Annotated in this window: 16 protein-coding genes; 15 read left to right on the top strand and 1 reads right to left on the bottom strand. The window is 33.3% G+C overall.

Translation table 11 applies throughout. The features are described from left to right. Positions 1-109: 109 nt before the first annotated feature. The 14 genes from BR73_RS0125675 (at position 110) to lspA (ending at position 18,882) form a co-directional block, all read left to right on the top strand. Positions 110-1,285, top strand: coding sequence for a DUF3880 domain-containing protein (locus BR73_RS0125675; RefSeq protein ID WP_033168598.1), 1,176 nt, complete (start codon positions 110-112; stop codon positions 1,283-1,285). Continuing rightward, positions 1,278-2,357, top strand: a complete 1,080-nt coding sequence (locus tag BR73_RS0125670) for a glycosyltransferase family 2 protein (protein WP_033168597.1) — start codon at positions 1,278-1,280, stop codon at positions 2,355-2,357. Before BR73_RS0125675 ends, BR73_RS0125670 begins: the two co-directional genes overlap by 8 nt. A gap of 29 nt (positions 2,358-2,386) precedes the next feature. After that, positions 2,387-3,799 carry a hypothetical protein gene (locus tag BR73_RS0125665; protein ID WP_051685585.1) on the top strand — a complete coding sequence of 471 codons (1,413 nt, stop codon included), beginning with the start codon at positions 2,387-2,389 and terminating at the stop codon, positions 3,797-3,799. Positions 3,800-4,033: 234 nt separating this feature from the next. Continuing rightward, positions 4,034-4,750: an IspD/TarI family cytidylyltransferase gene (locus BR73_RS0125660; RefSeq protein WP_033168596.1), complete on the top strand. Its 717-nt coding sequence runs from the start codon at positions 4,034-4,036 to the stop codon at positions 4,748-4,750. Positions 4,751-4,762: 12 nt separating this feature from the next. Next, positions 4,763-7,252 (top strand): hypothetical protein, encoded by a 2,490-nt coding sequence (locus BR73_RS0125655; protein WP_033168595.1) that lies wholly within the window; start codon positions 4,763-4,765, stop codon positions 7,250-7,252. Positions 7,253-7,258: 6 nt separating this feature from the next. Beyond that, positions 7,259-8,473, top strand: coding sequence for a LicD family protein (locus BR73_RS0125650; RefSeq protein ID WP_033168594.1), 1,215 nt, complete (start codon positions 7,259-7,261; stop codon positions 8,471-8,473). Further along, positions 8,452-10,194 carry a hypothetical protein gene (locus BR73_RS0125645; RefSeq protein WP_033168593.1) on the top strand — a complete coding sequence of 581 codons (1,743 nt, stop codon included), beginning with the start codon at positions 8,452-8,454 and terminating at the stop codon, positions 10,192-10,194. Before BR73_RS0125650 ends, BR73_RS0125645 begins: the two co-directional genes overlap by 22 nt. Positions 10,195-10,205: 11 nt before the next feature. Further along, a complete protein-coding gene (locus BR73_RS27995; protein WP_051685584.1) occupies positions 10,206-11,258 on the top strand; it encodes an FkbM family methyltransferase in 1,053 nt (350 codons plus the stop codon). A gap of 171 nt (positions 11,259-11,429) precedes the next feature. After that, positions 11,430-12,500, top strand: a complete 1,071-nt coding sequence (locus BR73_RS27990; protein ID WP_051685583.1) for an FkbM family methyltransferase — start codon at positions 11,430-11,432, stop codon at positions 12,498-12,500. Positions 12,501-12,701: 201 nt separating this feature from the next. Further along, the gene (locus BR73_RS0125630) at positions 12,702-13,118 is read left to right on the top strand and encodes an adenylyltransferase/cytidyltransferase family protein (RefSeq protein ID WP_033168592.1); all 417 of its coding nucleotides are present in this window, start codon (positions 12,702-12,704) and stop codon (positions 13,116-13,118) included. Then, the gene (locus tag BR73_RS0125625) at positions 13,115-15,247 is read left to right on the top strand and encodes an HAD-IA family hydrolase (RefSeq protein WP_033168591.1); all 2,133 of its coding nucleotides are present in this window, start codon (positions 13,115-13,117) and stop codon (positions 15,245-15,247) included. Before BR73_RS0125630 ends, BR73_RS0125625 begins: the two co-directional genes overlap by 4 nt. Next, entirely contained in the window at positions 15,247-16,206 is a 960-nt protein-coding gene (locus BR73_RS0125620) for an NAD(P)-dependent oxidoreductase (protein WP_051685582.1), read from the top strand. Before BR73_RS0125625 ends, BR73_RS0125620 begins: the two co-directional genes overlap by 1 nt. Positions 16,207-16,909: 703 nt before the next feature. Then, positions 16,910-17,932, top strand: coding sequence for a glycosyltransferase family 2 protein (locus BR73_RS0125615; RefSeq protein WP_033168590.1), 1,023 nt, complete (start codon positions 16,910-16,912; stop codon positions 17,930-17,932). A 506-nt stretch (positions 17,933-18,438) separates the two neighbouring features. Continuing rightward, complete coding sequence (lspA, locus tag BR73_RS0125610) at positions 18,439-18,882, top strand: signal peptidase II (RefSeq protein WP_033168589.1); 444 nt, start codon at positions 18,439-18,441, stop codon at positions 18,880-18,882. A 462-nt stretch (positions 18,883-19,344) separates the two neighbouring features. On the opposite strand, the gene BR73_RS0125605 is transcribed toward lspA, so the two are convergent. After that, a complete protein-coding gene (locus BR73_RS0125605) occupies positions 19,345-20,952 on the bottom strand; it encodes a CTP synthase (RefSeq protein WP_033168588.1) in 1,608 nt (535 codons plus the stop codon). Between the two features lie 1,068 nt (positions 20,953-22,020). On the opposite strand from BR73_RS0125605, the gene ftsH reads away from it, so the two are divergent. Beyond that, on the top strand, positions 22,021-24,168 hold the full coding sequence (ftsH, locus tag BR73_RS0125600; protein WP_051685581.1) for an ATP-dependent zinc metalloprotease FtsH: 2,148 nt from the start codon (positions 22,021-22,023) through the stop codon (positions 24,166-24,168). Positions 24,169-24,399 lie beyond the last annotated feature (231 nt).

Here is a 24,399-nt window from a genome sequence, read left to right as displayed (position 1 = left end):
TAGATAAATGGTCAAAGACGTATAACAGAAAGTCACACTTTTGAAAAGCAAGTGAAAAATAGCTGATAAAAGAAATGAAATAGTACAAGAGAAGAATGGGTGGTAATATTTGAATATATTATATGCTAATTGGCAGTGTTTAGGTGCAACAGATGTAATAGAAGCATTTCAAGAAATGGGAGCATCTGTTTTTGAGGTTGAAATTAGTGATCCCAGTCATGAACGTATTGATTGGGATTTCGTTATATCATTAGGAATTATACTTGAAAATAATAAGATAGACATAATATTCTCCTTTAATTTTTTCCCTACCCTTTCAGAAGCATGTTATAGGTATGGTAGAAAATACATGTCTTGGGTATATGATAGCCCAAGTCTCAAAGTATATTATCCAAGTATAATTAATGAATGTAATTATGTATTTATTTTTGACCGTGCGGTTGCTATTGAATTGCAGCAAAAGGGTGTTGCGACAGTCTTTTATAGTCCGTTGGCTGTAAACATTCATAGATTATCACGTTTAAAGGTAAATGAATTGGATAGAAAACGTTATCAATGTGAGGTGGGATTTGTAGGGTCGCTTTATAACGAAGGGCATAATTTTTATGAACGGTTAGAAGAGAAAGCAAAAGATCCCTATCTCCTTGGATATCTTGAAGGTATCATGGAAGCTCAAATGAAGGTCTATGGCTATAATTTTTTGAAAGAAAGTCTATCCCCTCAGATTGTACAAAAAATAAGAAAGTGTATGCCAGTAGAAATACCGGAGGGAGCCTTAACTGATTGTGAATCGATTTATACAGATTATTTCCTTTGCCGTCGAATGGCATATCTGGAACGAACGAGAATATTAACCCGATTGGCTGAGAATTACCAAGTGTATCATTATACAACAAATACTGCTACAATAGGTAAAGTAATTAACAAAGGAAAAGTGGATTATTATGATGAAATGCCATTAGCATTTCGATTTGCTAAGATAAACCTAAATATGACTTTAAGAAGTATTAAAACAGGAATACCTTTACGTGCCATGGATATTTTAGGGGCTGGAGGTTTTTTGCTTACAAATTATCAAGAGGATTTTTTACAACATTTTGAACCTGATGTTGATTTTGTTTATTATGGTAGTATTGAAGAATTAGAAGATAAGGTAAGCTGGTATTTAAAACATGACAATGAAAGACGGAAGATAGCACAAAATGGAAGAGACAAGGTTGAAAAGAATCATACCTATGTAAAGACATTAAAAGCGATGATGAAAGTGGTAGGATTACATGGTTGAAATTAGTCTGTGCATGATAGTTAGAGATGAAGAAGTGAATTTAGAAAAATCACTGAGTAGGATAGCTGGTTATATGGATGAGATTATAATTGTAGATACAGGTTCGTCAGATAGGACAAAAGAAATTGCTCGAAAATACACAGAAAGTGTATTTGACTACATTTGGAATCAAGATTTTTCTGCAGCCAGAAACTATTCAATTAGTAAAGCTAGTAATGAATATGTATTAATACTTGATAGCGATGAGTTTTTGCAGGAAATTGATATAGCTGATATGAAACGACGAATAGAAGAGTATCCAGCACATATAGGTAGGATTCTGCGTATAAATGAATATACAAGAAAAGGTAATAAATACAGATATCAAGAAAGAGTCAACCGTGTATTTTCCAAGGAATATTATCAATATCAAGGAATCATCCATGAGCAGATTATATTAAAAGAAGGCGTTGATCTACAATTTGAAAAAAGCGGTAAACTGTATAATACTCCTATTACTTTATTGCATAACGGTTATGAGGGTGATTTGCCTACTTTAAAAAAGAAATCTAAGAGGAATATAGAGTTGTTACAAAATGTATTAAAAATTACTCCAGAAGATCCATATATTCTCTATCAATTAGGAAAGAGTTATTATATGGAGGAGGATTATATATCAGCTTGTTGTTATTTTGAAAAAGCATTAATGTATGTAGTAAATACTCGATTAGAGTTTGTTCAGGATATGATAGAAAGCTATGGATATGCGATGCTAAATTCGGGAAAGCAACAGGAAGCTCTGCTAATATTAAATCTATATGATGAATTTAGCAATTCTGCCGACTTTCTATTCTTAGTTGCTTTAATACTAATGAACAATAGTAAGTTTAATGAAGCAATCACTGAATTTTTTAAAGCAACAAAATTCTCGAATGCTAAAATGGAGGGTGTTAATAGTTATCTGTCCTATTATAATATAGGAGTAATCTATGAATGCATGAACCAAAAAAGGGAAGCGCAGTTATATTATAATAAATGCGGTGATTATAGGGCTGCACAAATAAGATTGAATGAATTGGATAAAGAAATATAAAGTATACATCTGTGATCAGGAGAAAATATATGAATGATATGTGTAGTGAATATCAAGATGATAGAAGTGATGAAATAGATAAGCTAAAAAAAGAACTTAAAACCAACATAGAGTGGATGATTCATAATAATATGCTTTCTGATGCTAAAAAAGCCATAGCTGAATATGAGAAAATGGATAAATGTAATGACATAGATATATATTCAATGAAATCAGTCATAGCTATTCAGGAGAGTGAATTCGAGGCAGCAGCTTTACTTTTACTGGAAGCATATACAATGGATAGACATAACTTCGATATATTGTATAATCTGGCTTATGTTTATAATATATTACATGATAATAATGCAGCAAAACGTTTCTTAGTTAAAGCTTTTAAAGCATGTGCTGGTGAGGAGCATCGAAGAATTGTTTATGAAATGCTGGAAAACCTTGGTGAAGGAAATTCAGTAGACTTTTTGAACTTGGCACGAAAAGATAATGATGATGTAATATATATTCTGTGTCCCGGAGGGATGGCTACGGGAGGACCGGAGCTTTTACATCAATTGTGTTACAAATTAAATCACTTAGGATATGAAGTATATATGTATTATTATAGCAACCCTGAGAATCCGGTTCATGAAAGTTATAAAATATACAGAAATAAGTATGTTACTAAAATTATTAATACAGAGAGTAGTATAATTATAGTACCTGAGATATTAGTTCGATACACGTTTTCAATGGTGGCAAAGAAAATAATTATATGGTGGTTAAGCGTTGATAACTTTTGTAAGAACATAAGTTATACTTCTTTTAAAGAAGATGATGTATTTGATATAATTAAAAAAAAGGATCAGAATAATCGTCTCTTGCACTTTGCACAATCCCGATATGCAATAGATTATTTAAAACAGAACGGAATAAAAGATAATGAAATGTATTATCTTTCAGATTATATAAATGATGAGTTCGTAAAAAAATCGTGTAGTGATAAAAAAGAAAAGTACAGATATCCGAATATTTTATATAATCCGATTAAAGGTTATAAATTTACAAGCAAAATAATTAAAGCTTCTCCAGAGCTTAACTGGATTCCTTTAATTAACTATACACCAGAAGAAATGCGAATATTAATGAATCGGAGTATGATATATATCGATTTTGGAAATCATCCGGGGAAAGACAGAATCCCTAGAGAAGCAGTATTATGTGGGTTGTGTATATTGACCGGTCGGAGAGGTGCTGCTGCTAATGAAGTTGATATACCGATACCGGAAGACTATAAAATATATGATAGAGAGGAGAATATTCAGCAGATTATATATAAAATAAAAGAGATGATAGAAAAATATGAGATAGAAGTAGAGGCTTTTAAAGAGTATAAAAATAAAATTATACAGGAAGAAAATAAGTTCGAGGAAGACATTAAAATAATTTTTGAGAGAATATTAATCTAAGGGTATTTAGCATATTTAGAGGAGATATAACTTTGCAGATATGGATTTATTGAACTGCTTGAAAACAATAACAAGTCATAGTCAGTATGTCTCAAAAATAATACTCCTATAAAATTGGTAGTATCTCTCGAAAAGGAACTTGTGAGATATATGATGTTAGCAAGTGAATTATACATTTGCATATAGATAGATAAAGCCAAGTTGAATTACTAAGAATTAGATTGGAGGAATGTTATGGTAACAGCACTTATATTCGCAGGTGGTGTCGGAAAAAGAATGAATACAAAATCAAAACCAAAGCAGTTTTTAGAAATGCAAGGAAAACCAATAATTATATATACTCTGGAGCACTTTCAAAACAGTGACTTGATTGATCAGATTGTAGTTGTGTGTATCGAAGATAAAATAAACGAGCTTAAAAAAATGATATTACGTTATGATATTACTAAAGTAGTATCTATTGTTCCAGGTGGAGATTCCGGGCATGAATCCATATATAACGGGATTATTGCTATGAAGGATGATTGCAGTGAAAGTGATATAGTCTTACTACATGATGGAGTAAGACCGTTAATTCAATGCGAGTTAATTTCCGATTGTATTGAATCTGTGGAAAAGTATGGAAATGGCATTACAGTGGAAGCAGTTAAAGAAAGTATAGCACAGAGTTTGGATGGAAATTGCATCAAAGCTATCCCTGAGAGGCAGGAAATGTATGCAATTAAAGCACCACAGGCGTTTCGATATGGGATGATCAAGGAACTTTATGATCGAGCAAAAAAGGAAAATGTTATATTTTGGGATGCGGCTAGTATGTGCAGACGTTACGGTGTGTCTTTGTATATGGTTAAAAGTTCAAAAAACAATATTAAAATAACAGAAGCAGCAGATTATTATATTTACAGAGCATTATATGAACTACAGGAAGAACAGCAGATAATTGGAACGTGAGGAAATGAATAGGTGAAAAAAGTACAATTGCTTGAGTATATAAACATAATGGAAAATGCATTGAAAGAAATCTTGAATAACTCTGCAACCGAAGTTGACTGTTTAGAGGTTTTATCAGAATGCCAGCAATGTGCAATTAATATAGGAAATGATATCGAACAGCGTGGATCAAGCAGCAATAGTATCGTTCATCAACTTGAGGAGTTTTGTGAAGATCTTTACCTGTTGACCCAGTATTTGCAAAATTTTAAAGAATTGAAAAAAAGAGTTAATCAATTGATAAAAATGTTATCAGTTATACGAAATGGTATTAAATATCAATTATCTACTGATGTTAAAGAGGTAGTATTTTTACCATACAAAGTTTCTATGTGGGATTCAATGGAGAGTATTTGGAAAGCAGCATATCAGAATCCGTATGTTGAATGTCATGTGGTGCCGATACCCTACTATGATAGAAATTCAAAAGGAGAGCTCCTTGATATGCATTATGAAGGTGCAGATTATCCAGAATATGTACCTATTGAATCATGGAAACAGTATATATTATCGGTGCATAAACCAGATGTTGTATTCATTCATAATCCTTATGACCATTATAATTATGTTACTTGCGTACATCCATCTTTTTTCACGGAAGAAATAAAAAAGTATACAGATAAATTGGTATATGTTCCCTACTTTTATACAAATAAACTCTATCCTGACATTCATCTGGAAATGGTTGCATACATTCATTGTGATAATATCGTTGTTCAAAACGATTGGGTGAAGAAACAGTTTGCTGGAACTATATTTGATAAAAAGGTTATTTCACTTGGAAATCCTAAACTAGACTGCATATTAAATTATCAGGCTGAAAATAGATTTCCAAAGGAACTAAAGCAATACATTGGGAAAAAGAAGATAGTTTTGGTTAACACAAGTATTACAGATTTTATTGAAAATAGTAAATTTGCAATTGAAAAATTACTATTTGTTATAAAAAATCTGAGCAAGTATAAGGAACTCTTGGTTATATGGAGACCTCATCCTTTATTGGAAGCTTCTATTAAAAGCATGAGATCAGATAAATATGATCAATTTGTTGAATGCAAAAGAGAAGTACAAGCAATAGATAATTGTATTATTGATACAAAAATGAATTTGGACGAGTTGATAGTAGCATGTGATGCTTATATAGGAGAAGAAAAATCATCAATGGTTGTGCTTTTTGCCAGTCTTGGGAAACCAATTTTCATTTTAAATAATAATAGAATTATTGAAGAGGATTGCGAAGAATATTTTTTTGATTTTTTTAAAAAAGGAAATGAGATTTATTTTGCTTCAGGTTCTTTTCCGGGGATATGTCGAGCAAGGTTGAATGATGGCATTGTCGAAGAAGTATTTCCTATAGAGATAGAAAGCAGATTTGACTATAGATATTTTACTGATATTTGTGAATACAAGAATGTACTTTACTTTTCTCCCTTTAACGCAGATCGTATAATATCTTTTGATTTGGAAGATAAAACTACGAAGAAAGTAATGATTAGACAGTCATCATATCCAAATTATAATAGAATTTTATCCGTAAAATCATCGTTATGGTTTATACCTACCACAAATGAAAATCTACTTCAGTTAGAACCAGAAAAATTGAGAGAACATTATTATTCAGAGCCAATCAGTATTATAGCAAGAAATGCACAAGAGCAAGGGTACTATTCTATGTTTGCTGCATGTAATATAGGAAAAACTATTTATATCGCAACACCCACTTCTAATGTAGTTTCGATTTTTGATACTGTTAATAAAAAATCATATGAGAATACTATTGGTATGGAAAATAAAGGCTATTGGCATATGATATTTGATGGAAGAGACATATGGATGCTTCCATATAAAGGTAAGAATATAATGAGATGGAACCCTGTTATGAATAATGTGACAGAATTGAATTCATATCCCAAAGGATTTCTAACTTTAGAACCAGATAAAGATTATTTTATACAATTAGTAGATTGTGATACGTACTTGCTTGCTTTTCCAAAATGTGCCAATATGATTGTGAAAATTGATAAAGTAACTGGAAAAATGGAAGAGTGGGATATAAATTTACCTTATAAAGAAGGTCAACGAAAAAACAATAAATATTATTGGGGAAGTAACTATTATTTTGCGAAAAGAATAGACAATAAGATTTATGCAATGACGGCATATGATAATTCTTTGATAGAAATTTCATTACAGGATAATAAGTACAAGCAAATTAATGTTATTGTGCCTGAAAAGTTAAAAAGGCAATGTTATTCTAAAAATTTACAATTTAAAACAGCAAAAGAATTACAAGACTTTTATTTAAGAGAGAGCAGATCAAGAACTATTGAGAATTTTGCTGAGTTGCTAGTGCATAACAAAATAGGTTTTATAAAGGAAGAGCAGGATGTACTTTTAAAAACTATGATAAACTCTGATGGTACAGCCGGTGAAAAAATATTGGATTACATGATTAGGGAATGATAACTTATGGAGGATTTGAGAAAATTACTAACAACAGCTGAGTTTCATAAATTTCGCCATACCCAGATAGAATTAACACGTGAATTTCAGCAGATTTGTAATGCTTGTAATATACGATATTATGCAGCCTTTGGAACACTTCTTGGAGCTATTAGACATCAGGGGTTTATTCCATGGGATGATGATGTGGATTTTTGGATATGGAGAGAGGATTTATATAAACTTAAGGAATACGTAAAGAAAGTAGGGAAGCAGGATAGATTTATTTTTGAAAATGATTTGGAAGAATTCACCTGCAGTGTTATTCGTTTTATAGATCCTCACACTACTTACATTGATTTTAATTGTTTTTCAGAAAATGGGGCATATGGAATTAATATAGACATAGAGTGTTTGGATTACACTTTTAGCAATTCAGCCGATCAAAAAATAAAAAATGAAGAATTAGACTTTCTATATGAAATGAGTCTGTACAGAAAATATGGTGAGGATCATGGGTTTATACAAAGCCTAACAGAAACACGAAGAAGATGGTTAAAAGAAAATGCTGAAGGATATACTTATTCAGATTTGTTGAAATTACTAGAGGAGTGTATTAGCAAGCATGATACATCAGAATTTTGTTCTGCATATACAATTTATCAACATCCATTAATGAGAAGTGAATGGTTCTCTGAAAGTGTAAATGTTATATTTGGAGAATTAATACTACCCGCTCCTAAACATTGGGAGAAAGTTCTGAATTCAATTTATGGGAAAAAATACGACCAACTTCCAGAGGAGAAAGAAAGAGTGCCCAAGCATCTTTGGGGAAAGTATTTTAACTCTGATATCCCATATACTAGAACTTTGCAAGATATTCGGGAATTCTGGAAAATTAAGAAGGATGACATATTTGTTTTATGGGGTGCAGGAAATATGGCACATTACTTTTTGCATAACTTTTGTGGTTTTAGAAAACCGGATTACATTGTTGACAGTGATTCGAAGAAATGGGGAAATTTCTTAGAAGGATGCGAGATTATCAGCCCGAATCGATTTTTTGTATTTGATGTTAAGAAAGTGCATCTTATTATATGCAATATCTTCTTTGTTGATATTATTCTTCAGATAAAAGATTATGATAATTATCATCCATTTATTTTTCTGGAGAACTATGTGAGATGTTACGAAAAGGAGATTAAAAGAGAACAAAGACTATGGATAAAAAAGAAGGCATAGAATTATGGAAAAAATTCAAAGAAGATAGTATTATGCGAAGTGGATTGTTATATTGGTATGAGTTTCCACAAAATGCTACTGTTTTAGAAATTAATCCTAATAAAGGGGAACTAACGTCTATACTTCTTAGTAAGAATTTAGAGGTAGCATGTTTAGTTAAATCTAATAAACAGGCGGAAATTATACTGAGAAAGAATAATAGCGATCATTTGCAATGTGTTATGAGAAAAGATTTAAATACTGTATATGATTATATTATAGCAATTGACCCATTTCCGTACTATTACACAGAAGTGGATGTACAGGAAAAGTATCATGAATGGAAGCAGTTACTTAAAAAAGAGGGGAAATTACTTTTTGTTTTTAATAATATCTTTTCATCCCTCAGTACAGTTGGTGTCAGGAACTCATATAACCGTGCGGATAGTCTTGATAGTACTAGAAAACAACTAAGTCCACTGTTTAAGAATATAAAGAATTACTATATATTTCCAGACTATATATTTGCACAAGAAATTTATACTGATTCTATTAGAGCAGATGCTGATGTGGCTAAAACAGTTATTCCATATGCTGCTAATATCGACGAATCCAGAGAATGTCTATGGAGCAATTATAAGAAAAGCTTTTATACATTTGAACCTAATATAATTGCGGGATCTTTTTTGTTAGAATGTTCAGATTGCATGGTTCAAGAGTTAGATGAGGTACTTCGAGTTAAGATTGCTTCTCTAAGAGGTGAGGGGAGTACATATACTAAGATAAAGGCGAAATATGTTGAAAAAGCATCTATTATTAATAACTCAAGCAAGATGTCTACATTACAAGAGCATATGGAAGAAATAAGAAGACGAGGAGTTAACACAGTTGATATAAAGATTGTGGACGGAAAGGCGATTATGCCAAGAATTAAGGAACCTCTTTTAAGCAGAGTGATGGCAGAGGCTATATTAAAAGATGAGAACTTATTCTATACTCTGTTAGATCAGTTATATGAAAATATATTGAAATCTTCAGATTATAGTATGAATGCGACTGGATGGAATGAAAAATACGGTGATCATAATTGGGGAATTATACTTAAAAAAGCTTATCCAGAGATGACGCCACTTAATTGTTTTTACCAGGATAATCAATTGATTTTCTTTGATCAGGAATATATCGTCAGAGATTATCCAGCCAAATATATATTATATAGAAGTTTGGAACATATCAGAATGCTATCGGAGGTTTCAGATATTTTATGGAATGATATAAAGAAAAAATACGAGTTAGAGGATTGTTGGTGTTATTTTGAGAAGGAAGAAAAGTGTTTCTTAAATAGTATTAGTGAAAGTCTTACAGCAAAAGAATTTATCGAGAATTTCCATATGGCAAATCAATATGAGTATTGGGATGTTCCAAGGATGTCAGTGCAATTAATAAAATATTTATTTGATGAAGTAGGAAACAAGAAAATCGTATTCTATGGTTCAGAAGGTTATTTTAAGTGGTTTATTAAAGGTTATGGGAAACTATGTGAGATGGATTTTGTGGCATCTGATAATGAAAGTGTATGGGGAAATACCATTGAGGGATTTAAAATTTGTTCAATAGATGAAATAAATAAGGACAAGCATAGGACAGTTATTATGTGTATGGACATAGATGATGCAGTCAAAAAGCTGAAGATTAGAGGAATCAAAGATTATAAGATCATTTATAGGGAAGATTGGGATTAAGGAGGCGGAAAATGATAAGTAATTTTACTTCAGAGGCAAGGAGGATTTACAACTTGCTACAAGATGAAGAATCTAAGGATATTTTGATCAAACAGATGATGTTCCATATTACCAAAGATTACAAATATATATTTGATATGGTAGAAGGTAATGTAAAGGATTATCATAGAGCGTTTTCATGGAACAAATATTTGAAGTTGGCTAATGAAAAAACGAAAAAGAATAAGCTTTTTATTTATGGTGCTGGAGGGGAAGGAAGAGCATTAAAAAGCATATTAGAGATACACAACATACAGGTTGAGGGTTTTGTAGATAGAAATTATAAAAGGTTCTCTAATGAAGGTGTAAAAGGCCCTGAAGAATTTATAAATAATTATAAAAATGGGGGAGTATGTGTTTCTATAGGATCAGAAATGTACTTTAAAGAGATATATGATTATTTACTTAGCTGTGGAGTTAGAGATGAAGACATACTTGGTAGTGCAGCTTTAACGAAACAACAATATTTTGATAAATCATTAATCAGTTATAATGATAACGAAGTATTTGTCGATTGTGGTGCTCTTGATTTACAGACATGTGAAAATTTTGTTGGTAACTGTAATAAGAAAATAAAAACAATATATGCATTTGAACCAGATGAAGAAAATATCAAGATATGCAAAGAGAAAAGGATTGCTAAAAATTTAGAGGTTGAAATACTTCCGTATGGTGTTTGGTCATCTGATGGTGAGTTGTTTTTTAAAGCAGTTGGCGCTGGAACCTCAAGAATTGATGTTGAAGGTAATGAAAAAATAGAAGTACGAAGAATAGATTCCTTGCTGATTGATCAACCGATTTCTTTTATCAAGATGGATATTGAAGGTGCGGAGCAAGAAGCCCTAAAGGGTGCAGAGCAGGTAATAAAGAAGTACAAGCCTAAGCTGGCAATATCTGTTTATCACAAACCAGAGGATTTTTTAACCATACCAAAGATAATACACGACTATGTACCAGAATACAAACTATATTTAAGGCATTATAGTATATATTCCGTAGAAACAGTTCTATATGCTGTTTTGTAGAGTACTCTTAATCAACTATTAAAGATAAAAAACTGCGGACAAATATTATGATAAAAGTTCATTGCAAAAAAGACATAATATATAAATAAGTATTTAATATGGAGAAGATTTTTTTGGATTTTATAGTATGTAATGATTTGAAAATTCGCTGAAATAAAGGAGTTATTAAGTATGTTTAATGAAGCAAAGCGTATTTATGATAAGTTAGAAGATGAAATATCAAAGGTGATATTTACAGCGCGGCTAAATTATTCAGCAACAATGGATATGAGCTTTATTACCAATATTCCTGTAAAATATAGAAACTTGAATGCGGATATTGAGTTTTACGGTGAAAAGCTAAGAACCTTAAGCAGCGCAAATAAAAAAGTAGTTATTTTTGGAGCAGGAGCTAATGGTAAAAACATAGCAAAAGGTTTTAGTTTTATTGATTTTTTTGCTTTTATAGATAATTATCATAATGAAGAAATAGAGCCATTGACTGGATTATTTATATATTCTTTAGAAAATTATATTGGTAAATATGGTATAGATAATACTATATTTATAATAAGCGTCTCAAATAGAGATATTACTGAGAAAATTAGAGAACAGCTGCAAAGCGAAGGCATATCAAATGAAAATATTCTTATTTCTATTCCGGATTATAGAAATAATAGTTCACAGTACTTTGATTTTTTTGTACCACATCAAAATGAGTCATTTGTAGATGCAGGATGCTGGGATGGTGGTACGGCATATCGTTTTGCAGGATGGTGTGGACAACTTGGCTATAATAAGATATTCAGCTTTGAACCAGATAAAAAATCCTATGAAATATGTAAGGTGACCTTACAAGGACTTCGCAATTGTTCCATATATCCCTATGGCTTATCCGATAAAACGAAATCAGTTTCCTTTATAGCTAATGGAAATGAAGATGCTAGAATTATTAGATTGGGTGAAAATATTTTAAAGAACGATAAAATAGAAACAATAGATTGTGTTGCTCTTGACGAGCTTTTATCTGGAGAAGAGATAACCTTTATAAAAATGGATATAGAGGGAGCGGAATATGATGCAATAGTAGGTGCAACGAAAATTATAACAGAACAAAAGCCGAGATTAGCTGTTTCTGTGTATCATAATGCGAAGCATTTTATTGAAATCCCACGATTACTATTGGAGCTTAGACCTGATTATAGAATATGGATGAGACAATACAGCTTATTATCAAATGAAACAATTTTGTACGCCGAATAGCTTTTAAACAATCGGCCAGAAGTTTTCTGTATATTGATGAAAGCAGAGATTTAGGGTAAGGGATTAGGTGATAGGTATAATAAGGGACATCATTATAGCTAAAAGAGAAAAGTGTTAATGTTCAGTTGAACATAAACCTATAAAATTTATAAAACAATGTGGTAGAAATTTTAGTACGGAAGAAGTAAGGGGGTAATCTTTATGTATCATATTGGCTATATTCCGGGGTCATTTGATTTATTTCATATGGGTCATTTAAATCTCATAAAAAAAGCAAAAGAGAGATGTGAGTTTTTGATAGTAGGAATATGTACAGATGAGTTGATAGAATGTTATAAGGGAAGAAAGCCATATATCAAGTTAGAAGAGCGTACTGCAATAGTTGAAGCTATAAGGTATGTAGATAAAGTAGTTAAAGTTGATTTTACAAATACTGATAAGATTGATGCATGGAAGGTATTTCATTATGATTGTCATTTTGCGGGAAGTGATCATATAAATCACTGGAAGGAAGAAAGAAGATTTCTTGAGAAGCATGGTGTAGCAATGGAATTTTTTGATTATACAGATGGAATAAGCACTACTTCAATAAGACAAGATTTGGGGGATATAGAATGATTAATGAAACTCAATTTGTTGTTGATTCATTTGCTAAAAATTTCACGCGATATAAAGAAGTTCCAATGGTGATTTATGGATTGGGGAAGAACACACAGGTGGTGTTAAATGAATTACCAAATTTTAATGTGGTAGGTTTAATGGATGAAGTGCGTACAGGTGAGACAATTTTCGATAAAATGGTAATTACTTGTGAGGAAGCATTGTTATTGGGTGTTCGGGTTATAGTAATCGTTGCACGAGCATCGAATGTGCCAATTATTTATAGGCGAATTTCTGATTTTTGTAAAGAAAATAATATTGAGGTATTCGATATAAATGGCATAAAACAAAGTTTGGAGAATGAAGAGTGGTCTAGGCTACCAGAGATATACACTAATATTGAGGAGGAAAAATTAAAAGATCTCATTGATAAATCTGATGTTGTGAGCTTTGATATTTTTGATACCATGTTGATGAGAACATCACTGACTCCGCGCGATGTTTTTCAATCTGTTGAAGAAATTCTCATTGAAAAATATGGAATAGAATTAGCTGGTGGATATGCAAAGGCTAGAATAAAATCGGAACAGGATTTATATTTAATCAAACAGCCCAATATTCAGGAAATATATATAGAGATAAATAAATCATTTAAATTGAATTCAGAGATTTTGAATGATTGGATGTCGGAAGAAATTAATCAGGAATTAAAATGTCTAATTGCAAGAAAGAAAATGATAGATATTTTTTCCTATACAAAAGGAAAAGGAAAAGCAATTTGTATCACATCAGATATGTATTTTTCAAGTAAGATCTTGAAAAAATTCTTGGAACAAAACGGTTATTTAATAAACGATATACCTATTTTTGTATCAAATGAACAAGGTGTAGCAAAATATAATGGTCTGTTTGAAATTCTTAGAACTAAATATGGAAAGAAGAGAATTCTTCACATTGGAGATAATGAAGAAGCAGATATTAGGGCGAGTCAAATTGCAGGTATTGATAACAGCTTTTATATTAAAAGTGCCTATGATATGCTTACAGATTCGGTCGCTAATGATTTGATTAACCATGCGGGATTGTTAGCGAATAGAAATTATATTGGACGGTTTATTGCAAAGCAGTTCAATAATCCCTTTGTTTTCGAACATACGAAAGGCAAGCTTTCCTTGTGCTCTGAGTACGATATGGGATACAGCTTTTTGACTCCGATTGTAACAGTTTTTGTGAACTGGCTAATAGATATGTGTAAAAAGGAAGAGATAGGAACACTTTTGTTAGGGGCAAGAGATGGATATCTTATAGAAAAACTTCTAAATATAGTAAAAGAACTGGATTCAGATGTGAATCTACCGATGTATAAGTACTTTTATGCGTCTCGGAGCGTATGTTTGATAGCTGGGCTTAGAAATGACGATGATATAAATTATGCGGCGTCACTTGCATTTGCTGGAAATGTTAAGGAACTCTTGATGAGACGATTCGGTTTAAAAGAGTATGAATTACAGAATGAAATAGAAGAAGAGACAGAAGTGGAGTATATTTTACGTCATAGAGATGATATTTTTTCATTTGCAAATGATGTAAAAAAAAATTATCTCAAGTATATCAATAAACAAGAAATTGATGTAAATAAGAAGATTGGTTTTTTTGATTTTGTATCATCTGGTACATGTCAAATGGCCATGGAACAGTTTATGGAATGGGAGAACGTAGGATTTTATTTTGCCAGATTATATGATGAGCATAAAGAGAAACTAAAGATAAGAGCATTATGCCCTGAAACTTCAGTATATGAAAATCAATTAGCTATTATAAGTAAGTATTTTTTTATGGAAAATGTATTTACATCATTTGAACCAACACTTGTTGCTTTTGATGACGATGGAGAACCTGTATTTGGAAAAGAAAATAGAAGTGAAAGTCAATTGGAGTCTTTGAAGATTATCCAGAATGGAATTCTTGATGGTTTTAAGGATTTGTTATCACAGAATAGCAAATTTGCTTCTTTTGATTTGTATTTTGCAGATACTTTGATTAAATATATTGATTCTCAATATACAAAGTTGGAGCTTAGCTACTTCGCGGATAATCCGTTAGTGGATGAGTTTTGTAATAGAAGTTTTAACTTAATGGAGATGTAATGAGAGAAAATAAAAATTATTTAATTACTGGAGCTACTGGTTACATAGGTAGCAAAATAGTTGATTATCTTTATGAAAAAAACTCTAATGATAAATTATCAATAGTTGTTCGAGATGCCTCAAAAGTGGGTTCAATACGGGAAAAGGTAGAAATCATAGAAGCAGACTTAACAAGCAAAGATATTGTAGGGAAGGTACAAGGATGTTGGGACTATATTATTCATTGCGCAGCTATAACCAATTCATCAAAAATGGTAGCAAGCCCAGTAGAGACAATAGAAAGTATAGTAAATACAACGCAGAATATTATGAAATTGGCATGTAGGTATCAGCCAAAGAGCATAGTTTATTTATCTAGTATGGAGGTATATGGGAAAGTAGATTGTAACGAAGGAAACCGTATTTCAGAGAATGAACTTGGAGAGATTGATATTTTTAATGTTCGTAGTTGTTATCCATTAGGAAAACGTATGGCAGAAAATATATGCTATTCTTACTATAAAGAGTATAACATTCCTGTGAAGATTGCACGTCTTGCTCAGACTTTTGGTAGTGGCGTATTGTTATCTGACACAAGAGTTTTTGCACAATTTGCAAAAGCTGCCAAAACAGGGAATAATATCATTCTTCATACACATGGGAATTCAATGGGTAACTATTGTGGAATAGAAGATTCTGTTGTTGGGATTATGACCATCCTTGAAAAGGGAATATCTGGGGAAGCGTATAATGTAGTAAATGAAGAAAATACTATGTCAATTCGACAGGTGGCAGAGTTGGTAGCTAGCAAAATAGCAGATGGGAAAATAATGGTAACATATGATATTCCGGATAACAACATATATGGATATGCAATAAATACTACTCTTCGACTTTCTGGACAAAAATTGATGTCACTTGGTTGGAAACCTTCAAAAAGCATAGAAGATATGTTCAGAGATATGATAAGCGAATTATAGAAATCAATAACTGTAGATTGAAAGGTATAGTGCTATAGAATTTGCTTATATAATTAGGCTGAAGCAATTTATACATGAAAAAGGAGCTTTTAACCCATCCCCGTGCTAAAAACTCCAATTTCGAATTCACTATAGATATATCTAGAGCAGTAGAAACCGTGTTCCTTAATTAAAGGAGCAAGAACAAAATAATTATAGGAACATCAGTTATAAAGAAGTGTTAGCAAGCGTTTGTTCTTGCTATATGTGTATTATAGCACGACTAATATGATTGTACAATATTGGTAATATGACGATTAATTCCAGAATAGTTGTGCAGAATGACAACCATAAATTTACAAAAGCTTTGTCTAATAGGCACATAGTACTAGGCGAATTTTACAATGGTATTGCCTTTTTATGGACAAAATAACCAAACATCGGGAAAAAATTCTCAAGAATCCAGTATTTACAGGCTTTTTCTATTGATTGTCTAAAAATAAGTGTTTATAAATATAAATGTCGATTATAATTTATGCAAAGATATGAAAAATGTATTAAAACATTGAAATTGTAAGATTTGCCATAAAATATAGCATAATACAGGATAAAATGACGAAACAATAAACAAAATAATATTATGTATATTTTAACAAATGACTCAAGGCGTTGATATTTCAAGCCTTTGTCCTAAATGGATACATCATTTGAAAGGAGAGTACATATGATAACCATAAGTGCATGTATGATTGTAAAAAATGAAGAAAGAGTCCTGGACAGGTGTTTGAAGAGCCTTGATGGTTTAGTTGATGAAATTATTCTTGTAGATACCGGCTCAACCGATAATACGAAACTAATCGCAGAGAAATATAATTGCAGGATCTTTGACTTTCAATGGATAGACGACTTTGCAGCTGCCAGGAACTTCTCCTTTTCAAAAGCAGGCATGGATTATATTTATGTTGCAGATGCAGATGAGTATATTGATGAGATTAACAGAGAAAGATTTTACAAACTAAAACAATGTTTGTTACCTGAAATAGATATTGTACAGATGTTTTACACAAATCAGCTGGAATTCAATACAACATATAATTTTGACAAAGAGTACAGACCAAAACTGTATAAACGACTGCGCCAGTTTTCCTGGGTAGACCCAATACACGAAACAGTACAAATAAATCCCATTATCTACGACAGCGAGATCGAAATTATCCATATGCCCGAGAGCAACCATGCTTCAAGAGATTTTAGCTTCTTTAACAAACTGATTAATAAAGGGGTAACCTTGTCAGAGAAGCTCCTTGGTATGTATGCCAGAGAATTATTTATAGCAGGAGATAATGAAGATTTTCTAAAAGCAGAGCCATATTTTATAAATGTTTTAGAGAGTAATCTAGCTCCTGAACAGTTAAAGGCAATACAATGTGTATTAGTACGCTGTGGACGTATAAAAAATGACCCTGCGCTTATACTAAAGCATGCTTTGAAAAACCTGGCATCGGGTAATGCAAGTGCAGAGGTATGTTATGACTTGGGCGAGTTTTATTTTAGCAATGAGGACTATCAGGAAGCTGCTATATGGTTTATGAATGCAGCATATGAAACAGAGGCGGAGCTAAATATCCGCTATAGTAAAGATTATCCTGTTGATAGATTAGCTGACTGTTATGAAAAAGGTGGAACTATTGAACAAGCCCTCTTATACAGGCAGCAGGCAGTGGAGTTGCGAAAAGAGTTTAGCTGATAAGAACAATTAAATTAAATGCATGATACTATATGACTAAATTATTATATAATATTTTTGTTTCTATTGATTGGTATGGAATAATTTGCTATACTTATTTAAATTAATAAAATAGATAAATATAAGTTGGACTTGTGTTAATAACGTAGACACAAAAAATTTATTTTTGATGCCGCTTAGGTAGCCTCATGAGTAGCCTGTGGAGTCAAATAATCACTTTGAATCCTTTTCTATTGTACCAGGATTCGATTCAAATACAACCTTGCGGACAGCATTGAAATCTGTATTTATGATGATTGAACTCTTCCTTCTTTAGGACGCAATGGAAGGAATCAATACATGCATTATCATATGGATTTCCTTTTCGACTAAAGGAAATAAATAAAAATTAGATTAATAAATTTAAATAAGAACCAATATACAAATAAGTCAATGTAATAATGATAAGAGATAATGCTTAATGAAACTAACAATGACAACATAACAACCAACAGGAGGTGGAGCAGTTGATTTATATAACCATCGCAGCAATTATTTTTTTACTGGAGATTAAAATAAAAAAATACATTGAAGACAATAAGGAAATGCACAAAAAGGAAGAAATATTTAATGGAAACATCATCCTGGAACGTTATCACAATAAAGGAGCTATGCTCAATTTCCTGGAAAAGGATGCAAAACTTGTAAAGAATATATCCTTAACCCTGCTTGGAATAATACTTCTGGTTTTCCTGTTCCTGCTTCCCAAAAAAGGTGACAGATTACTTAAGTTTGCCCTTTCCCTCATACTAGGAGGTGCTTTGAGTAATGTTTATGACCGAATAACCAGAGGATATGTGGTTGATTATTTTAGCTTTAAGTTTTTAAAGAAAATTGTATTTAACATTTCAGATATCGTAATATTTATTGGTTCATTTTTTGTAGCTGTGCATTCACTTTTTAAAAAGTAAAGTAGGATGTTATCAACCAAATAATAATGAAAGATGTTATCAATCAAATAATAATGAAATAATAACAAATGGCAACTAATATTGCCTCGAAATAAGAAGGTTGGCTATTTTTATAGACACTGACTTATTTGACGGTTGCTGAACAAATAATAAGAAAGCCGCTATAATGATACTGATATGCCCCCTATCTATTTGACAGGGGGCATATCAGACCTTAAAGCGGCATTCGTTTACACTTAATTTATGTTTTAACCTTTATTAACTTCATATCAATAGTCTTATACAGTAATTATTAACGTTATAAATATTACTCTAAGTCTACTTATAAATTACATTCTTCATGAAACAACTATCAGATACTTTATAGACTTTACCATACCAGTTCAAATTGCTTCTTCTCAAGCTTCCTCATGAAGTAGCAACCAGATACTATATCAAGTCCACAATACTTACTTAAAATTACTACTTCTCAAGCTTCTTAATCGCAGCACCCACAAATCCATCAAACAAAGGATGTGGCCTGTTAGGTCTTGACTTAAATTCAGGATGAGCCTGTGTTGCAATAAACCAGGGATGGTCACTTAACTCCATCATCTCAACGATGCGCCCGTCAGGTGATAAACCGGATAACTTTATACCGTTCTTAATGAAGTCCTCACGATAATAGTTATTTACTTCATAACGATGTCTGTGACGCTCGTGTATGATCTTATCGCCATATAATTCAAAGGCCTTGCTTGTTTCATCTAATACACAGGGATAAGAACCAAGTCTTAAGGTACCGCCGATATCTTCGATACCGTCCTGCTCAGGCATTAAGTGAATAACCGGATGAGTAGTGGCTGGATCTAACTCAACACTGTGAGCATCAGCAAAGCCGATAACATTACGGGAGAATTCTACGATTGCAAGCTGCATTCCAAGGCAAAGTCCAAGGAAAGGCACATTGTTTTCACGGGCATAACGAATTGCTGAAATTTTACCTTCTATACCTCTGTCACCGAAACCTCCGGGAACTAATATACCATGTACACCTTCTAAAATTCCCGCAGCATTTTCATCGGTTAATGTTTCAGAAGGAATCCATTTAATATTAACGGATGCTTTATGAGGAACTGCACCATGTTTTAGGGATTCTACAACACTGATGTAAGCATCATGGAGCTGAGTATACTTTCCAACCAGTGCAATTGTAACCTCTTTTTCCGGATGCTTGAGAGCCTCTACCATGTTCTCCCAAGCACTTAAATCAGGAGTAGGACAATCAAGTTTCAGACATTCACATGCAATATTTGCAAGATGTTCCTTTTCCATAGCAAGGGGGGCTTCGTAAAGGGTCTCTACATCCAGGTTCTGAATTACATGGTTGCTGGGAACATTACAGAAAAGTGCTATTTTCTCTTTGATACCCGGTTCTAAGGGGACCTCAGTACGGCATACAATGATATCCGGACGGATACCCATACCCTGAAGCTCTTTTACACTTGCCTGGGTGGGTTTTGTCTTCATTTCGCCGGATGCTCTCAGATAAGGAATCAGAGTAACGTGGATCAGAAGAGCATTTTCATGGCCTACATCATGCTGGAACTGACGAATAGCTTCCAGGAAGGGCTGGCTTTCTATGTCACCAACTGTACCGCCTACTTCAATGATGGCAATCTGGGTGTCTTCGCATTTGTCATCGTGATAGAAGCGATTCTTGATTTCGTTTGTAATATGAGGAATTACCTGTACGGTTCCTCCGCCGAAGTCGCCCCTGCGCTCTTTGGAAAGAACGGACCAATATATTTTACCGGTGGTTACATTGGATTTTTTAGTAAGGCTTTCATCAATGAAGCGTTCATAATGTCCTAAATCCAAATCTGTTTCTGCACCGTCATCAGTTACAAATACTTCTCCATGCTGAATGGGGTTCATGGTTCCTGGGTCGATATTTATATAAGGATCGAATTTCTGCATTGTCACCTTATAACCCCGCTCTTTTAATAATCGTCCTAAGGAAGCTGCGGTTATACCCTTGCCTAATCCTGAAACAACACCACCGGTAACAAAAACATATTTGACACCCATTACATGAATCCTCCTTTGATCTTTCTATATGGTATAATGAAAAACGCCTTAAACACTCGATGTACCTGCTAGTCATCGTTTTAAGGCATTGTCCTAATTTTAAACAATCAACAGCTATTATACTATCTTTGCTTCAAGAAATCCAGTAGAAATTTTAAAAAAGTAAAAAAACTTCATAGATTTTTAATTTCCACAATAAAAATTTCATGACATATGTATTGATTTATAAGTAAACTCACATTATAATGAATTGTAGCTTTTTAAACACTTCCTTATATTATAATTGTTCTTTATTTTCTGAAAATCTTTCAGAAGACATATAAAATGGAAATAGATTGGTGAAGATAAATCGGCTTCAAGCACCACGTATATAGGATTAAAGTTTAACTTGTTTTTGAAAATCTTGGGCACAGCTGTTAAGAAATGTTTTTTAGTGGTTATCATAAGAAGTAGTCTGCAACCTGTGCAACAAGAAACACTGCCTGTTTTTCAGGGGCTATGTCTCTTATGCTGCAGTCAAAGTGTTTTTACATTACAGATGATATGATTTGAACAGCTTCCTTATAAAATGATAATTTATCAGCAGGAAATATCGTTAAAAGACAGCATAGTCAGCAGATGAAGTCCAGGCAGTATTTACAATTATCGTTGTTTACCATATAGTTAATTATAAACCAATCATAACACATCCAGGTTCTTTTCTCTTTACAAAGGGATAAAATATTAGTTTAGAGAATAACAAGGGGTAGCATTTGAAACTCTTGTATAATCCATTCACTATGAACTAATAACGAATTGAATAGAATAAATAAACTGTATTACCTCTAATTTGATATGATATGCCTGAAAGGTAAGGTATAATCAAGTAAGAAGCACTGGATAATGAAGCATCATTAAACAGAAGTACTTCTAATAAGGAATAAAATAGGAAGATATAGCTATATAATGAAATAATATAGTACCAGTCGTATATGCCGGCTGGTAAATTAATGACAGGAAATGAGCTACCTGTCGCAAAAGACCATATGAATGGATGGTCGAAATAAAAGCATACGAAGGAGGTTGAGTATGGACAATAAAAATAGAAATAATAACAAACCCGGTAATGGGAATAATGATAACAGCAATAACAGGAAATCTTTGCTGTATATACTGATTGCAGCGGTTATTGTATTGATTTTTTTCTCCATTGTAGTGAAACAGCTGCAGGAGGGTACTCGTGTAGAAGTAACCTATAACAAGTTTTTAAGTATGTTAGACGAAGGTAAGCTAAAAGAAGTATTGATACAATCTGACAAGATCTTGTTTGAACCCAAGGAACAACCAAGTGATGTATATGCAATAACATATTATACCGGAGCAATAAACGACGAACAATTGGTAAGCAGGCTGGAAAAGGCCTTTCAAGACAAGAAAATAGATAATTTTAAGCGGGATAATACTGATACCAGAAGTTCTATCCTGGATATTATCCTGGCCTGGGTGCTGCCTTTCGTACTTATATATGTAGTAATGTATTTCTTATTCCGTATGATTTCAAAGAGCAGCGGCGGCATGATGGGGGGAGTAGGCAAGAGCAATGCCAAGGTATATGTAGAAAAAGAAACCGGTGTTAACTTTAAGGATGTTGCAGGTCAGGAAGAAGCCAAGGAATCCTTAAAAGAGCTGGTAGATTTCCTTCATAATCCCGGAAAATATACCCGCATAGGTGCCAAACTTCCAAAAGGTGCCTTATTAGTAGGACCTCCCGGAACCGGTAAGACGCTTCTTGCCAAAGCAGTAGCTGGTGAAGCAAAAGTACCTTTCTTCTCCTTGTCAGGTTCTGACTTTGTGGAAATGTTCGTTGGTGTCGGTGCTTCCAGGGTTAGAGATTTATTCAAGCAGGCTCAGCAGATGGCACCCTGTATTATCTTTATTGATGAGGTAGATGCTATTGGTAAGAGCAGGGATAACCATTATGGCGGCGGCAACGATGAAAGGGAACAGACCCTGAATCAGCTCTTGTCCGAGATGGATGGTTTCGACTCCTCAAAGGGTCTGGTTATTCTGGCAGCGACGAACCGTCCGGAAGTTCTTGATAAAGCGCTCCTTCGTCCAGGTCGTTTCGACAGAAGAGTTATTGTAGATAAACCCGACTTAAAAGGCAGGGTCGATATCTTAAAAGTTCATGCAAAAGACGTATTGATGCATGATTCCGTAGATTTGGAAGCTATTGCATTGGCAACTTCAGGAGCAGTTGGTTCCGATCTTGCCAATATGATAAATGAAGCAGCCATCCTTGCTGTAAAGCAGGGAAGAAATGTAGTAACCCAGGAGGATTTATTTGAATCCGTAGAAGTGGTTATTGCCGGTAAAGAGAAGAAGGACAGAATCCTCAGCAAGGAAGAGAAGAAGATTGTTGCCTACCATGAGGTTGGCCACGCGCTTGTAACTGCCCTTGAAAAAAATGCCGAACCGGTTCAGAAGATAACCATTGTTCCCAGAACCATGGGCTCCTTAGGATATGTAATGCAAGTACCTGAGGAAGAAAAATATTTAATGAGCAAAGAAGAGCTCATTGCCAGAATTGTTACGCTATACGGCGGCCGTGCGGCTGAGGAACTGGTGTTTAACTCAATTACCACCGGAGCTTCCAATGATATTGAGAAAGCAACCCAGCTTGCAAGAGCTATGGTAACCCAGTATGGTATGAGTGAGAAGTTCGGTCTTATGGGACTTGAATCCATAGAGAACCGTTATCTTGACGGAAGAGCCGTACTTAATTGCGGTGATGCCACAGCAGCAGAAATTGACCATGAAGTAATGGAAATATTAAAGAGATGCTACACAAGAGCTCAGGAGCTGTTAGCAGGAAACCGAATCATACTGGACAGAATTACAGAATTCCTCATTGAAAAAGAAACCATCACCGGAAAAGAATTTATGGAGATCTTAAACAAAGCGAGAGAAGAACAAGGTCTGCCTCCTCTTGGTAAGAAAGAGAGTACAGATAAAATTGCTGAAGTGACAAGTGAATCCGCTGGTAATAACCTTATAAATGGGGTTATAACAAAGAATGCTGACAGTGCTGACAAAGACAGCAACAATAATCAGGCTGATAATAATGACAAAGCTGATAATGAGAAGAAGGATAACTCAGTGGAGAAGAATAACACCCAGGATCCTTTCAGCAGTCATGTAATTGATATTGATATTAATAAAGAAACAACCGATTAATAATATAAGCTGGCAGTGTTTCTGAAAACATATGCACCGTGCTGATTGCCCGGTTTTGTGAAATGCGGGAGCTGTAATTTGGAATTTCGGTACTTCTAAGTGCCCCAAATTGCAGCAGGCATCGAAAAAATCAGAATGTCCATCATGGCATAAACAGTTTTCAGACACACGAAGGTAAAATTAGAATTCGGTGTATGGTGCTATGTCTTACCGCAGGTATGCTTAACAGTA

Source organism: Clostridium sp. KNHs205 (assembly GCF_000702945.1).
Classification (GTDB): Bacteria; Bacillota; Clostridia; order Lachnospirales; family Lachnospiraceae; genus Anaerocolumna.
The sequence above is the reverse complement of the archived record's forward strand: the minus strand, read 5'-3'. Positions and strand labels throughout refer to the sequence as shown.